The sequence below is a fragment of the Lysinibacillus sp. G01H genome (genome assembly GCF_028872195.1).
GTDB classification, from domain to species: domain Bacteria; phylum Bacillota; class Bacilli; order Bacillales_A; family Planococcaceae; genus Lysinibacillus; species Lysinibacillus capsici.
On sequence record NZ_CP118397.1, the window covers coordinates 3,539,488 to 3,552,142 of the forward strand.

The 12,655-nt window shown below is 45.8% G+C and carries 5 protein-coding genes, 39 tRNA genes and 3 rRNA genes; 4 read left to right on the forward strand and 43 right to left on the reverse strand.

Annotated features, from left to right (window positions below):
* Window position 1: 1 nt before the first annotated feature.
* The 21 genes from PSR12_RS17890 to PSR12_RS17990 all read right to left on the reverse strand — a co-directional run bounded on the left by PSR12_RS17890 (window position 2) and on the right by PSR12_RS17990 (window position 3,257).
* Window positions 2-92: transfer RNA gene (locus PSR12_RS17890), tRNA-Ser, on the reverse strand.
* 10 nt (window positions 93-102) lie between these two features.
* Window positions 103-179: transfer RNA gene (locus PSR12_RS17895), tRNA-Asn, on the reverse strand.
* Window positions 180-183: 4 nt separating this feature from the next.
* Window positions 184-260: transfer RNA gene (locus tag PSR12_RS17900), tRNA-Ile, on the reverse strand.
* A gap of 1 nt (window position 261) precedes the next feature.
* Window positions 262-335: transfer RNA gene (locus tag PSR12_RS17905), tRNA-Gly, on the reverse strand.
* A gap of 5 nt (window positions 336-340) precedes the next feature.
* Window positions 341-416, reverse strand: a tRNA-Phe gene (locus PSR12_RS17910).
* Between the two features lie 58 nt (window positions 417-474).
* Window positions 475-550, reverse strand: a tRNA-Asp gene (locus PSR12_RS17915).
* Window positions 551-553: 3 nt separating this feature from the next.
* Window positions 554-628 (reverse strand) — tRNA-Met (locus PSR12_RS17920).
* A 53-nt stretch (window positions 629-681) separates the two neighbouring features.
* Window positions 682-774 (reverse strand) — tRNA-Ser (locus tag PSR12_RS17925).
* A 15-nt stretch (window positions 775-789) separates the two neighbouring features.
* Window positions 790-866: transfer RNA gene (locus tag PSR12_RS17930), tRNA-Ile, on the reverse strand.
* A 7-nt stretch (window positions 867-873) separates the two neighbouring features.
* Window positions 874-947, reverse strand: a tRNA-Met gene (locus PSR12_RS17935).
* A gap of 28 nt (window positions 948-975) precedes the next feature.
* A tRNA-Ala gene (locus tag PSR12_RS17940) sits at window positions 976-1,051 on the reverse strand.
* A gap of 16 nt (window positions 1,052-1,067) precedes the next feature.
* A tRNA-Pro gene (locus tag PSR12_RS17945) sits at window positions 1,068-1,144 on the reverse strand.
* Window positions 1,145-1,153: 9 nt separating this feature from the next.
* A tRNA-Arg gene (locus PSR12_RS17950) sits at window positions 1,154-1,230 on the reverse strand.
* An 8-nt stretch (window positions 1,231-1,238) separates the two neighbouring features.
* Window positions 1,239-1,327: transfer RNA gene (locus tag PSR12_RS17955), tRNA-Leu, on the reverse strand.
* 5 nt (window positions 1,328-1,332) lie between these two features.
* A tRNA-Gly gene (locus tag PSR12_RS17960) sits at window positions 1,333-1,407 on the reverse strand.
* A 36-nt stretch (window positions 1,408-1,443) separates the two neighbouring features.
* Window positions 1,444-1,528, reverse strand: a tRNA-Leu gene (locus tag PSR12_RS17965).
* 17 nt (window positions 1,529-1,545) lie between these two features.
* Window positions 1,546-1,621 (reverse strand) — tRNA-Lys (locus PSR12_RS17970).
* A 7-nt stretch (window positions 1,622-1,628) separates the two neighbouring features.
* Window positions 1,629-1,704 (reverse strand) — tRNA-Thr (locus PSR12_RS17975).
* A gap of 3 nt (window positions 1,705-1,707) precedes the next feature.
* Window positions 1,708-1,783 (reverse strand) — tRNA-Val (locus PSR12_RS17980).
* A gap of 10 nt (window positions 1,784-1,793) precedes the next feature.
* Window positions 1,794-1,909 (reverse strand): 5S ribosomal RNA (gene rrf / locus PSR12_RS17985).
* Between the two features lie 277 nt (window positions 1,910-2,186).
* Window positions 2,187-3,257, reverse strand: coding sequence for a cysteine desulfurase family protein (locus PSR12_RS17990; RefSeq protein ID WP_257522546.1), 1,071 nt, complete (start codon window positions 3,255-3,257; stop codon window positions 2,187-2,189).
* 100 nt (window positions 3,258-3,357) lie between these two features.
* Here PSR12_RS17990 and nadB point away from each other — a divergent pair, with 100 nt between their 5' ends.
* The 4 genes from nadB to PSR12_RS18010 all read left to right on the forward strand — a co-directional run bounded on the left by nadB (window position 3,358) and on the right by PSR12_RS18010 (window position 7,430).
* Window positions 3,358-4,944: an L-aspartate oxidase gene (gene nadB, locus PSR12_RS17995; RefSeq protein ID WP_257520396.1), complete on the forward strand. Its 1,587-nt coding sequence runs from the start codon at window positions 3,358-3,360 to the stop codon at window positions 4,942-4,944.
* Window positions 4,901-5,761 carry a carboxylating nicotinate-nucleotide diphosphorylase gene (nadC, locus tag PSR12_RS18000; RefSeq protein WP_274769998.1) on the forward strand — a complete coding sequence of 287 codons (861 nt, stop codon included), beginning with the start codon at window positions 4,901-4,903 and terminating at the stop codon, window positions 5,759-5,761. The genes nadB and nadC overlap by 44 nt, the downstream gene beginning before the upstream one ends.
* Complete coding sequence (nadA, locus tag PSR12_RS18005) at window positions 5,748-6,851, forward strand: quinolinate synthase NadA (protein WP_274769999.1); 1,104 nt, start codon at window positions 5,748-5,750, stop codon at window positions 6,849-6,851. Before nadC ends, nadA begins: the two co-directional genes overlap by 14 nt.
* Before the next feature lie 162 nt (window positions 6,852-7,013).
* On the forward strand, window positions 7,014-7,430 hold the full coding sequence (locus PSR12_RS18010) for a VOC family protein (RefSeq protein WP_221683483.1): 417 nt from the start codon (window positions 7,014-7,016) through the stop codon (window positions 7,428-7,430).
* Window positions 7,431-7,489: 59 nt separating this feature from the next.
* On the opposite strand, the gene PSR12_RS18015 is transcribed toward PSR12_RS18010, so the two are convergent.
* The 22 genes from PSR12_RS18015 to PSR12_RS18120 form a co-directional block, all read right to left on the reverse strand.
* Window positions 7,490-7,561: transfer RNA gene (locus PSR12_RS18015), tRNA-Glu, on the reverse strand.
* Between the two features lie 2 nt (window positions 7,562-7,563).
* Window positions 7,564-7,654: transfer RNA gene (locus tag PSR12_RS18020), tRNA-Ser, on the reverse strand.
* Between the two features lie 10 nt (window positions 7,655-7,664).
* Window positions 7,665-7,741 (reverse strand) — tRNA-Asn (locus tag PSR12_RS18025).
* Window positions 7,742-7,745: 4 nt separating this feature from the next.
* A tRNA-Ile gene (locus PSR12_RS18030) sits at window positions 7,746-7,822 on the reverse strand.
* Between the two features lies 1 nt (window position 7,823).
* Window positions 7,824-7,897 (reverse strand) — tRNA-Gly (locus PSR12_RS18035).
* Between the two features lie 5 nt (window positions 7,898-7,902).
* Window positions 7,903-7,978: transfer RNA gene (locus tag PSR12_RS18040), tRNA-Phe, on the reverse strand.
* A 58-nt stretch (window positions 7,979-8,036) separates the two neighbouring features.
* Window positions 8,037-8,112: transfer RNA gene (locus PSR12_RS18045), tRNA-Asp, on the reverse strand.
* Window positions 8,113-8,115: 3 nt separating this feature from the next.
* A tRNA-Met gene (locus PSR12_RS18050) sits at window positions 8,116-8,190 on the reverse strand.
* 53 nt (window positions 8,191-8,243) lie between these two features.
* Window positions 8,244-8,336, reverse strand: a tRNA-Ser gene (locus tag PSR12_RS18055).
* Between the two features lie 15 nt (window positions 8,337-8,351).
* A tRNA-Ile gene (locus PSR12_RS18060) sits at window positions 8,352-8,428 on the reverse strand.
* A gap of 7 nt (window positions 8,429-8,435) precedes the next feature.
* Window positions 8,436-8,509: transfer RNA gene (locus PSR12_RS18065), tRNA-Met, on the reverse strand.
* A gap of 28 nt (window positions 8,510-8,537) precedes the next feature.
* Window positions 8,538-8,613, reverse strand: a tRNA-Ala gene (locus PSR12_RS18070).
* 16 nt (window positions 8,614-8,629) lie between these two features.
* Window positions 8,630-8,706: transfer RNA gene (locus tag PSR12_RS18075), tRNA-Pro, on the reverse strand.
* Window positions 8,707-8,715: 9 nt separating this feature from the next.
* Window positions 8,716-8,792: transfer RNA gene (locus tag PSR12_RS18080), tRNA-Arg, on the reverse strand.
* Between the two features lie 8 nt (window positions 8,793-8,800).
* Window positions 8,801-8,889 (reverse strand) — tRNA-Leu (locus PSR12_RS18085).
* A gap of 5 nt (window positions 8,890-8,894) precedes the next feature.
* Window positions 8,895-8,969 (reverse strand) — tRNA-Gly (locus PSR12_RS18090).
* Window positions 8,970-9,005: 36 nt separating this feature from the next.
* Window positions 9,006-9,090, reverse strand: a tRNA-Leu gene (locus PSR12_RS18095).
* A gap of 17 nt (window positions 9,091-9,107) precedes the next feature.
* Window positions 9,108-9,183, reverse strand: a tRNA-Lys gene (locus PSR12_RS18100).
* Window positions 9,184-9,190: 7 nt separating this feature from the next.
* Window positions 9,191-9,266 (reverse strand) — tRNA-Thr (locus tag PSR12_RS18105).
* Between the two features lie 3 nt (window positions 9,267-9,269).
* Window positions 9,270-9,345, reverse strand: a tRNA-Val gene (locus PSR12_RS18110).
* Between the two features lie 10 nt (window positions 9,346-9,355).
* Window positions 9,356-9,471, reverse strand: a 5S ribosomal RNA gene (rrf, locus tag PSR12_RS18115).
* 192 nt (window positions 9,472-9,663) lie between these two features.
* A 23S ribosomal RNA gene (locus PSR12_RS18120) occupies window positions 9,664-12,591 on the reverse strand.
* Between the last annotated feature and the right edge of the window lie 64 nt (window positions 12,592-12,655).

Genomic DNA, 12,655 nt, shown 5'->3' on the forward strand with positions numbered 1-12,655 from the left:
ATGGCGGAGAAGGAGGGATTTGAACCCTCGCGCCGGTTACCCGACCTACACCCTTAGCAGGGGCGCCTCTTCAGCCTCTTGAGTACTTCCCCAAAATAAAAATGGCTCCGAAGGCAGGACTCGAACCTGCGACAACCTGATTAACAGTCAGGTGCTACTACCAACTGAGCTACTTCGGAATAATGGTGGGCCTAAATGGACTCGAACCATCGACCTCACGCTTATCAGGCGTGCGCTCTAACCAGCTGAGCTATAGGCCCTTGGAGCGGGTGATGGGAATCGAACCCACGACATCAGCTTGGAAGGCTGAGGTTTTACCATTAAACTACACCCGCATAAATGGTGGGTCAGGACGGAATCGAACCGCCGACACTTAGAGCTTCAATCTAATGCTCTACCAACTGAGCTACTGACCCATTTCGTCCATGCTAAGCTTACTCACTCTTTTGCTTCTCATGACTTTTATTTTAAAAATGGCGGTCCCGACCGGGATCGAACCGGCGATCTCCTGCGTGACAGGCAGGCATGTTAACCGCTACACCACGGGACCTTTTGGTTGCGGGGGCTGGATTTGAACCAACGACCTTCGGGTTATGAGCCCGACGAGCTACCACTGCTCCACCCCGCGATAATTTTATGCTGTTTCGAGTTTTTAAAGCACCATTTATAAAAATTTAAAACTGGAGGAGGTAGAGGGATTCGAACCCCCGCGCGGTGTTACCCGCCTGTCGGTTTTCAAGACCGATCCCTTCAGCCAGACTTGGGTATACCTCCGTTACAATATATAAATGGTGGACCTTGCAGGACTCGAACCTGCGACCGGACGGTTATGAGCCGTCTGCTCTAACCAACTGAGCTAAAGGTCCTTTAAGATGGCGGCAGAGGGGATCGAACCCCCGACCTTACGGGTATGAACCGTACGCTCTAGCCAGCTGAGCTACGCCGCCAGGATCTTTATACTGGTTAATTTACTTATGGTGGAGCCTAGCGGGATCGAACCGCTGACCTCCTGCGTGCAAGGCAGGCGCTCTCCCAGCTGAGCTAAGGCCCCATAATTTTTTTGGAAATGGTCGGGAAGACAGGATTCGAACCTGCGACCCCTTGGTCCCAAACCAAGTGCTCTACCAAGCTGAGCTACTTCCCGTTGTTCTTTTGGCGCGCCCGACAGGAGTCGAACCCATAACCTTCTGATCCGTAGTCAGACGCTCTATCCAATTGAGCTACGGGCGCATTTAAAATGGTGCCGAGGACCGGAATCGAACCGGTACGGTAGTCACCTACCGCAGGATTTTAAGTCCTGTGCGTCTGCCAGTTCCGCCACCCCGGCACATTTGGAGCGGAAGACGAGGTTCGAACTCGCGACCCCCACCTTGGCAAGGTGGTGTTCTACCACTGAACTACTTCCGCATGTGCATAAGTTTTTTTATCTGGCAATGAAAATAATGGTGCGGGTGAAGGGAGTCGAACCCCCACGCCTTGCGGCGCTAGATCCTAAGTCTAGTGCGTCTGCCAATTCCGCCACACCCGCTTATTATTATTTAAAAATGGTGAGCCATGAAGGACTCGAACCTTCGACCCTCTGATTAAAAGTCAGATGCTCTACCAACTGAGCTAATGGCTCGAAAAAATGGTGCCGGCTATAGGAATCGAACCCACGACCTACTGATTACAAGTCAGTTGCTCTACCTGCTGAGCTAAACCGGCATATGGTGGAGGATGACGGGCTCGAACCGCCGACCCTCTGCTTGTAAGGCAGATGCTCTCCCAGCTGAGCTAATCCTCCTGGGTATTATGCCTAGCGACGTCCTACTCTCACAGGGGGAAGCCCCCAACTACCATCGGCGCTAAAGAGCTTAACTTCCGTGTTCGGTATGGGAACGGGTGTGACCTCTTTGCCATCATCACTAGACTTTGTTATGTATCTTGTTTTGAAGTTGTTTACCTGTCCTTCAAGACAAGAATTATTGTATAACGTTTTCTAACATTGTGCAATACTTTTTTATAAAAAAAAGAAATTATTACTTTTTAAAGTTATTTTTGTTAAGTAAGAGAAAATATTGCCCTGCAAAATATTATAGCAATTGTTGGTTCAAAAGAAAACAATTATTTTATTTGCCGATATTCTTAGCTTATAATCTATTTCAATACAAGTGAAGAATATAGATAATCCTTCACTCTTCTTTTCATTAAATATTTGAAAGCTCTATTTTTAATTTTACAATATCCTCAAGTGTAGTAGAAGGACCAAAAGATATTCTAAAAAATTGGCGTGCCGCTTCCAAAGAGAACCCCATAGATAGAATAGCCTTTGTTCCCGATTCACTATGAATATCACATGCACTACCAGTAGAGATACAGATTCCCGCCTCATTTAACTTTAAAAGAACATATTGCCCCTCTACTTTCTCCATCATTACCCCACAAATATTAGGTAGTTGCTGTTTACATTCAACGAGCTGACATGTTTCAGGTAAATTATTTTCAAAATAATCTCTTAACGTTTCATAATGTTGCAACTCATATTGATAGTTTTCAATTGCCGCGGCAAAGGCCACGATTGCAGGAGTATCTAATGTTCCCCCTCTAAGACCCCTCTCGTGTGTCACACCTGGTGTTAATGCAGGTACTCTGATTGCAGGGTTCATATATATAGCACCGCAGCCCTTTGGCCCACCTATTTTATGAGCCGAGATGGTAATAGCATCGGCCCCCTTTGGTATAGCTAGTTTACCAAATGATTGTACACAATCAACGTGACAGAAAATATTTGATTTTCTTGCCATCTTTACGATTTTCTCTACAGGCTGGATTGAACCAATTTCAGAATTGACATGTTGAATGGTAATCAAAGCAGTCTCTTCTCGGATTGCTTGTTGCAATTGTCCCAGATCAACACAACCATCCTTCTGCAAAGGTAATTTTGTTACAGTAAAGCCCTTTTTCTCAAGTGTATTCAAAGCTGCATGCACTGACGTATGCTCAGCTTGAGAAGAAATAATGTGTTTTCCTTTTTTTGAGGCTAGTGCTAACGACAAGATGGCTATGAGATTTCCCTCTGTTCCACTACCCGTAAAAATTACACCATCACTAGTTACACCTAGGGCTTGGGCTACAACCTCTCTTGATTGCTGGACAAAATAAAGGGCTTGTCCCCCTAAATCATGCAGACTCGCACTATTTCCATAATACCGTTGTGCCACCTCAACATAGGCCTCAAGAGATTCCCTCATCATAGGTGATGTTGCAGCATAATCCATATAAATCATCGTCTTCTTCCTCTCTTGTTCATCAGGTCTTGTTTTCTTTTTTATTTTATGTAAAGATAAGTGTCAAGACAACTGTAAAGAAGGTATAACTATGGATGTAAAGACAGACGTCCTTATAATTGGTAGTGGAATTGCTGCACTTCAGGCTGCTTTAGTGCTTGAAAAACATTTTCAAATACAAATTGTTACAAAATCATCTTTATATATGAGTAGTTCTTACCGTGCACAAGGTGGGATTGCTGCTGTTACTAGTGAGGAAGATCATATTCAACACCATATTGCTGATACATTGAAAGCTGGCGAGTATCATCATGAGAAAAGGCATGTTAAAACACTTATAAAAGATGGCACTGAGATTATGCAAAACTATCTAAAGGATGGCCTCCCTGTTGATCGGCAGGTCGATGGAAAACCTGCTCTAGGACTTGAAGGAGCACATAGTCATCATCGTATTCTACATGCAGGTGGTGATCGTACTGGTCAGATTTTCATAGATTATTTGCTTCATAAACTCTCACCCAAAACAAAGATCAATTGCTATGAAATGGCTTATGAGCTTTTACGGAATACAGATGGTGACTGTGTAGGAGTATTAACCAAAGGAGAAAAAGGTACAAAACGTTATTTGGCACATCATGTTATTTTAGCGACAGGTGGCGCAGGTGCCCTTTATTCAAGTACATCTAATTTTCCAACTAATACAGGGGATGGGATCGCATTAGCATTTCGAGCAGGCGCTGCCATTAGTGATATGGAATTTATGCAATTTCACCCGAGTCTTCTTTGGTGTAAAAATGAAGCAAAGGGATTAGTTTCTGAAGCTGTCAGAGGGGCTGGTGGTATTTTTGTTAATGCACAGCATCAGCCCATTATGAAAGGTTTACATGCTCAACTTGACCTAGCACCAAGACATATTACTGCACTTGCCCTATTTACAAAACGTGCAGCTGGTGAAGAAACGTATATTGATATCACTAACATTCACGACTTTGAAGAAAAATTTCCAACAATTGCTCAGCTATGCCATGTTCATCACGTTCATTTACAAGATGGCCTAATCCCCGTGGCTCCAGGAAGTCATTTCTTGATGGGTGGTGTTATTGCTGATGACAAAGGAAGAACTACTATACCAAACTTATATGCAGTCGGTGAGGTTGCCTGTACAGGCGTACATGGCGCGAATCGTTTAGCAAGTAACTCCCTATTGGAAGGTATTACATTTGGTCAAAAAATGGCGCAGTACATTATTCAAAAAGGGTGTCATCAAAAAAACTTTTTACTGGAAAAGCATCAATGTGCTGATAAAATGCCACCTTTATTTAGCAAACCCCAATTACAGCAACACATGATGCGGTTCCTAGGTATTGTTAGAAATATTGATGACTTGCAGCATTTTGCAAAGCAACTCCCCTCCTTGCAATCACTTACTCAAGTTAATTTAAAGGGTCTTGAACTAGCTGAGTTGGAATTATTTATGATGCATGTAGTCGCCACATTAATGGCACATGCAGCAATTACCCGAACGGAAACAAGAGGAGCTCATATTCGAACGGATAAACCCGAAATGAAATCACAATGGGCAAGCCGATGGATTATTTTTTCGCAAGGACAAATGAAAGTGAGGAACTCATTGTATGAATATCATCAAACTCGAGGAAATGCTCAAGCAATTTTTTAATGAGGATTTAGGAGATGGAGATTTATCGAGTGAATTTATCTTTTCACCCGAACAGCAGGGAGCTTTTTCTTTTTACGCGAAAGAAAGCGGAATTTTTTGCGGGGCTAACATTATTGAGCATGGCTTTCTCTTACTCGATCGATCAATCGAAGTCAACCTTCATAAAAAAGATGGAGAGATGGTTAAGTCAGGTGATGTACTCGCTGTGATTAAAGGTCCCTTACAAAAGTTATTAATCGGTGAGCGTGTCATTTTAAATCTTATTCAACGTATGTCTGCTATTGCAACGGCAGCCCATCTTGCCGTTCAAGAAACAGTAGGTACTCACGCAAAAATATGTGATACGCGTAAAACACTACCAGGACTGCGTATGTTAGATAAATATGCTGTTCGAATTGGTGGTGCTTTTAATCATCGTAATGGCCTGTATGACGCAATTATGCTAAAGGATAATCATATTGCCTTTGCTGGTAGCATTACAAAGGCAGTTCAGGCCGCTAAAGTAAAAGTCGGTCATACCGTAAAAATTGAAGTTGAAATTGAAACAAAAGAACAATTAGAAGAAGCTATCAACGCAGGAGCAGATATTATTATGTTTGATAACCGTAGCCCAGAAGAAATTCGTGCATGGCTTCCCATTGTTCCTCCCACTATTGCGACTGAAGCATCTGGGGGCATCACACTTGAAAATTTAAAGGCATATGCCCAATCGGGTATTCAATGGATTTCACTTGGCTCCTTAACACATTCAGTTAAAGCTTTTGATATTAGTGCACTCGTTCAAATGAAAGGAGATCATTCCCTTGTCCATCACTAGTTTATTACAACAGACGACATTACTCCCAGAGCATTATCGGGAACTATCTGTAAAGGAAATGGAATCTCGTATTTTATCAATAAAGAAAAAATTAGGTCCTAAATTATTTATTCCTGCCCACCATTATCAAAAAGATGAAGTCATTCAATTTGCAGATGCAACTGGGGATTCTTTACAGTTAGCTCAATTATCCGCAGCAAATAAGGAAGCTGAACACATCGTATTTTGCGGTGTACATTTTATGGCAGAGACTGCTGATATGCTGACAACGAAACAGCAACGTGTCTATTTACCAGATATGCGCGCTGGTTGTTCAATGGCTGATATGGCAGATATTTATCAAACAGAACAAGCATGGCCCATTCTTCAAGAACTCTTTGGTGATACGATTATTCCTCTAACCTATGTTAATTCAACTGCGGCTATTAAAGCCTTTACTGGAAGGCATGGTGGTGCTTGTGTCACTTCATCGAATGCAAAGGAACTTGTTCAATGGGCTTTTACCCAAAAACAGCGTATCTTCTTTTTACCTGACCAACATTTAGGAAGGAATACTGCCTATGATTTAGGTATACCTCTTGAAAATATGGCTGTTTGGAATCCACATAAGAACTTGCTCGAAACAAAAGAGCCTCTTGAAAATATCCAGGTTATTCTTTGGAAGGGTCACTGCTCTGTGCACGAAGGGTTTACGGTTCAACATACAGAGGTTATTCGCAAAGAACACCCGACTATGAGGATTATCGTTCACCCAGAGTGCAGCCGTGAAGTGGTAGCAGCGGCTGATGATGCAGGCTCCACAAAATACATTATTGATACAATCAATCGAGCTCCAAGCGGATCTGCATGGGCAATTGGAACAGAAATGAATCTTGTCAATCGCATTATTAAGCAGCATCCTGATAAACATATTGTCTCCTTAAATGAAAACTTTTGTCCTTGTTTAACAATGAATCGAATTGACCTTCCACATTTGTTATGGAGCTTAGAAAGTATTGAGCAAGGTCAACCTCATAACCGTATACAAGTAGATGAACATACTACCGCTGAAGCACTTAGTTCACTTGATAGAATGCTAGCCAGAGGATAAATAGTTAAACTTTTTAAACAGAAAGGTTGAAGATATAACCTTTCTGTTTTTGTTTACAAACACCTGCTTTCAATAGTGCTAATGGCTTCCATTTTCGCCTACATTGCTAAAATTGACACGACTTTATGCTCCATGATACTGTCAATTTGGAGGTGATATTAAATGGCTTTTCAATCGAAAAATATCTTTATCAATTTACCAGTAAAAGATCTAAACAAATCTATCAGTTTTTTTAAGGAATTAGGTTTTGAGTTCAATCAACAATTCAGTGATGAAACAACAGCCTCAATGATTATTAGTGAAAATATCTTCGCATTAATAATGGTTGAAGAACGATTTAAAGGATTTAGTAAGAAAGAAGTTACAGATACTACTACTTCTGCAGAAGCAATCTTATGTCTTTCTGCTGAAAGCCGAGAACAAGTAGATCAATTAGTGAATAAGGCACTTGCCTCTGGTGGTAAACCATATAGTGAACCACAAGATCACGGATTTATGTATGGTTGGGGTTTTCAAGATGTAGATGGGCATATCTGGGAAGTGGTTTATATGGATGAAAATGCATTGAATCAAGAGTAAATTTTGTATCTATGAATATCAAAAAACAGTAGATGCAAATGCATCTACTGTTTTTAGTATGACCCGTACGGGATTCGAACCCGTGTTACCGCCGTGAAAGGGCGGTGTCTTAACCACTTGACCAACGGGCCCATGGCGGAGAAGGAGGGATTTGAACCCTCGCGCCGGTTACCCGACCTACACCCTTAGCAGGGGCGCCTCTTCAGCCTCTTGAGTACTTCCCCAAAATAAAAATGGCTCCGAAGGCAGGACTCGAACCTGCGACAACCTGATTAACAGTCAGGTGCTACTACCAACTGAGCTACTTCGGAATAATGGTGGGCCTAAATGGACTCGAACCATCGACCTCACGCTTATCAGGCGTGCGCTCTAACCAGCTGAGCTATAGGCCCTTGGAGCGGGTGATGGGAATCGAACCCACGACATCAGCTTGGAAGGCTGAGGTTTTACCATTAAACTACACCCGCATAAATGGTGGGTCAGGACGGAATCGAACCGCCGACACTTAGAGCTTCAATCTAATGCTCTACCAACTGAGCTACTGACCCATTTCGTCCATGCTAAGCTTACTCACTCTTTTGCTTCTCATGACTTTTATTTTAAAAATGGCGGTCCCGACCGGGATCGAACCGGCGATCTCCTGCGTGACAGGCAGGCATGTTAACCGCTACACCACGGGACCTTTTGGTTGCGGGGGCTGGATTTGAACCAACGACCTTCGGGTTATGAGCCCGACGAGCTACCACTGCTCCACCCCGCGATAATTTTATGCTGTTTCGAGTTTTTAAAGCACCATTTATAAAAATTTAAAACTGGAGGAGGTAGAGGGATTCGAACCCCCGCGCGGTGTTACCCGCCTGTCGGTTTTCAAGACCGATCCCTTCAGCCAGACTTGGGTATACCTCCGTTACAATATATAAATGGTGGACCTTGCAGGACTCGAACCTGCGACCGGACGGTTATGAGCCGTCTGCTCTAACCAACTGAGCTAAAGGTCCTTTAAGATGGCGGCAGAGGGGATCGAACCCCCGACCTTACGGGTATGAACCGTACGCTCTAGCCAGCTGAGCTACGCCGCCAGGATCTTTATACTGGTTAATTTACTTATGGTGGAGCCTAGCGGGATCGAACCGCTGACCTCCTGCGTGCAAGGCAGGCGCTCTCCCAGCTGAGCTAAGGCCCCATAATTTTTTTGGAAATGGTCGGGAAGACAGGATTCGAACCTGCGACCCCTTGGTCCCAAACCAAGTGCTCTACCAAGCTGAGCTACTTCCCGTTGTTCTTTTGGCGCGCCCGACAGGAGTCGAACCCATAACCTTCTGATCCGTAGTCAGACGCTCTATCCAATTGAGCTACGGGCGCATTTAAAATGGTGCCGAGGACCGGAATCGAACCGGTACGGTAGTCACCTACCGCAGGATTTTAAGTCCTGTGCGTCTGCCAGTTCCGCCACCCCGGCACATTTGGAGCGGAAGACGAGGTTCGAACTCGCGACCCCCACCTTGGCAAGGTGGTGTTCTACCACTGAACTACTTCCGCATGTGCATAAGTTTTTTTATCTGGCAATGAAAATAATGGTGCGGGTGAAGGGAGTCGAACCCCCACGCCTTGCGGCGCTAGATCCTAAGTCTAGTGCGTCTGCCAATTCCGCCACACCCGCTTATTATTATTTAAAAATGGTGAGCCATGAAGGACTCGAACCTTCGACCCTCTGATTAAAAGTCAGATGCTCTACCAACTGAGCTAATGGCTCGAAAAAATGGTGCCGGCTATAGGAATCGAACCCACGACCTACTGATTACAAGTCAGTTGCTCTACCTGCTGAGCTAAACCGGCATATGGTGGAGGATGACGGGCTCGAACCGCCGACCCTCTGCTTGTAAGGCAGATGCTCTCCCAGCTGAGCTAATCCTCCTGGGTATTATGCCTAGCGACGTCCTACTCTCACAGGGGGAAGCCCCCAACTACCATCGGCGCTAAAGAGCTTAACTTCCGTGTTCGGTATGGGAACGGGTATGACCTCTTTGCCATCATCACTAGACTTATTCGACCTCCAATACACGGCGTATTACTGCGTCAGCTGCTCTCGTTCAATCAGTCACGTACAAAAGTACGCTCCTTCAATCACTCGTTTGCTTCCTTGTACAACTTGTGTCTTGAAGCTCTCTTTTTTATTGAAAGATTTGTTCTTTCAAAACTGGATAAACGGTGCATTGAATGTTTCAAACTTTTTTTGGTTAAGTCCTCGATCGATTAGTATTCGTCAGCTCCATGTGTCACCACACTTCCACCTCGAACCTATCTACCTCATCGTCTTTGAGGGATCTTACTTACTTGCGTAATGGGAAATCTCATCTTGAGGGGGGCTTCATGCTTAGATGCTTTCAGCACTTATCCCGTCCACACATAGCTACCCAGCGATGCCTTTGGCAAGACAACTGGTACACCAGCGGTGTGTCCATCCCGGTCCTCTCGTACTAAGGACAGCTCCTCTCAAATTTCCTACGCCCACGACGGATAGGGACCGAACTGTCTCACGACGTTCTGAACCCAGCTCGCGTACCGCTTTAATGGGCGAACAGCCCAACCCTTGGGACCGACTACAGCCCCAGGATGCGATGAGCCGACATCGAGGTGCCAAACCTCCCCGTCGATGTGGACTCTTGGGGGAGATAAGCCTGTTATCCCCGGGGTAGCTTTTATCCGTTGAGCGATGGCCCTTCCATGCGGAACCACCGGATCACTAAGCCCGTCTTTCGACCCTGCTCGACTTGTAGGTCTCGCAGTCAAGCTCCCTTGTGCCTTTACACTCTACGAATGATTTCCAACCATTCTGAGGGAACCTTTGGGCGCCTCCGTTACCTTTTAGGAGGCGACCGCCCCAGTCAAACTGTCCGCCTGACACTGTCTCCTGCCCCGCTAAGGGGCATGGGTTAGAATTTCAATACAACCAGGGTAGTATCCCACCGACGCCTCCTTCGAAGCTGGCGCTCCGAGATCTCTGGCTCCTACCTATCCTGTACAAGTTGTACCAAAATTCAATATCAGGCTACAGTAAAGCTCCACGGGGTCTTTCCGTCCTGTCGCGGGTAACCTGCATCTTCACAGGTACTATAATTTCACCGAGTCTCTCGTTGAGACAGTGCCCAGATCGTTACGCCTTTCGTGCGGGTCGGAACTTACCCGACAAGGAATTTCGCTACCTTAGGACCGTTATAGTTACGGCCGCCGTTTACTGGGGCTTCAATTCGCAGCTTCGCTTGCGCTAACCACTCCTCTTAACCTTCCAGCACCGGGCAGGCGTCAGCCCCTATACGTCACCTTACGGTTTTGCAGAGACCTGTGTTTTTGCTAAACAGTCGCCTGGGCCTATTCACTGCGGCTCTCATGCGCTTGCACGCTCAAGAGCACCCCTTCTCCCGAAGTTACGGGGTCATTTTGCCGAGTTCCTTAACGAGAGTTCTCTCGCACACCTTAGGATTCTCTCCTCGACTACCTGTGTCGGTTTGCGGTACGGGCACCTCTCACCTCGATAGAGGCTTTTCTTGGCAGTGTGAAATCAGGAACTTCGTCCATACGGACTCGCCATCACAGCTCAACGTTACAGTGTGCGGATTTGCCTACACACACGCCTTACTGCTTGGACGCGCACAACCAACGGCGCGCTTACCCTATCCTACTGCGTCCCCCCATTTCTCAAACGGTGAGGAGGTGGTACAGGAATATCAACCTGTTGTCCATCGCCTACGCCTATCGGCCTCGGCTTAGGTCCCGACTAACCCTGAGCGGACGAGCCTTCCTCAGGAAACCTTAGTCATACGGTGGACGGGATTCTCACCCGTCTTTCGCTACTCATACCGGCATTCTCACTTCTAAGCGCTCCACCAGTCCTTCCGGTCTGACTTCAACGCACTTAGAACGCTCTCCTACCACTGACATCGTAGATGTCAATCCACAGCTTCGGTGAATCGTTTAGCCCCGATACATTTTCGGCGCAGCGTCACTCGACCAGTGAGCTATTACGCACTCTTTAAATGATGGCTGCTTCTAAGCCAACATCCTGGTTGTCTGTGCAACGCCACATCCTTTTCCACTTAACGATTACTTTGGGACCTTAGCTGGTGGTCTGGGCTGTTTCCCTTTTGACTACGGATCTTATCACTCGCAGTCTGACTCCCGTGTATAAATATCTGGCATTCGGAGTTTGTCTGAATTCGGTAAACCGGGATGGCCCCCTAGTCCAAACAGTGCTCTACCTCCAGTATTCTCATCACGAGGCTAGCCCTAAAGCTATTTCGGAGAGAACCAGCTATCTCCAAGTTCGATTGGAATTTCTCCGCTACCCACACCTCATCCCCGCACTTTTCAACGTGCGTGGGTTCGGGCCTCCAGTAAGTGTTACCTCACCTTCACCCTGGACATGGGTAGATCACCTGGTTTCGGGTCTACGACCACGTACTATTTCGCCCTATTCAGACTCGCTTTCGCTGCGGCTCCGCCTTCTAAAGCTTAACCTCGCACGTAATCGTAACTCGCCGGTTCATTCTACAAAAGGCACGCTATCACCCATTAACGGGCTCTAACTACTTGTAGGCACACGGTTTCAGGATCTCTTTCACTCCCCTTCCGGGGTGCTTTTCACCTTTCCCTCACGGTACTGGTTCACTATCGGTCACTAGGTAGTATTTAGCCTTGGGAGATGGTCCTCCCGGATTCCGACGGAATTTCACGTGTTCCGCCGTACTCAGGATCCACTCAGGAGAGAACGAACTTTCGACTACAGGGCTTTTACCTGCTCTGGCGGACCTTTCCAAGTCGCTTCATCTAACTCGCTCTTTTGTAACTCCGTATTGAGTGTCCTACAACCCCAAGAGGCAAGCCTCTTGGTTTGGGCTCTTCCCGTTTCGCTCGCCGCTACTCAGGGAATCGATTTTTCTTTCTCTTCCTCCAGGTACTTAGATGTTTCAGTTCCCTGGGTCTGCCTTCAAGACGCTATGTATTCACGTCAAGATACTACGCGATTAAACGTAGTGGGTTCCCCCATTCGGAAATCTCCGGATCAAAGCTCACTTACAGCTCCCCGAAGCATATCGGTGTTAGTGCCGTCCTTCTTCGGCTCCTAGTGCCAAGGCATTCGCCGTGCGCCCTTAATAACTTAACCAAGTTATTAAGCCTATAAAAAACTTAAAAAATAAATGTGTTTGTTACAATTTCAATGTCGTTTT

What these genes read in the sequence shown, in the direction of transcription:
- PSR12_RS17990 (WP_257522546.1), bottom strand. Translation starts at nt 3,257, where the DNA reads ATGGATTATGCTGCAACATCACCTATGATGAGGGAATCTCTTGAGGCC.
- nadB (WP_257520396.1), top strand. Translation starts at nt 3,358, where the DNA reads ATGGATGTAAAGACAGACGTCCTTATAATTGGTAGTGGAATTGCTGCA.
- nadC (WP_274769998.1), top strand. Translation starts at nt 4,901, where the DNA reads ATGAATATCATCAAACTCGAGGAAATGCTCAAGCAATTTTTTAATGAG.
- PSR12_RS18010 (WP_221683483.1), top strand. Translation starts at nt 7,014, where the DNA reads ATGGCTTTTCAATCGAAAAATATCTTTATCAATTTACCAGTAAAAGAT.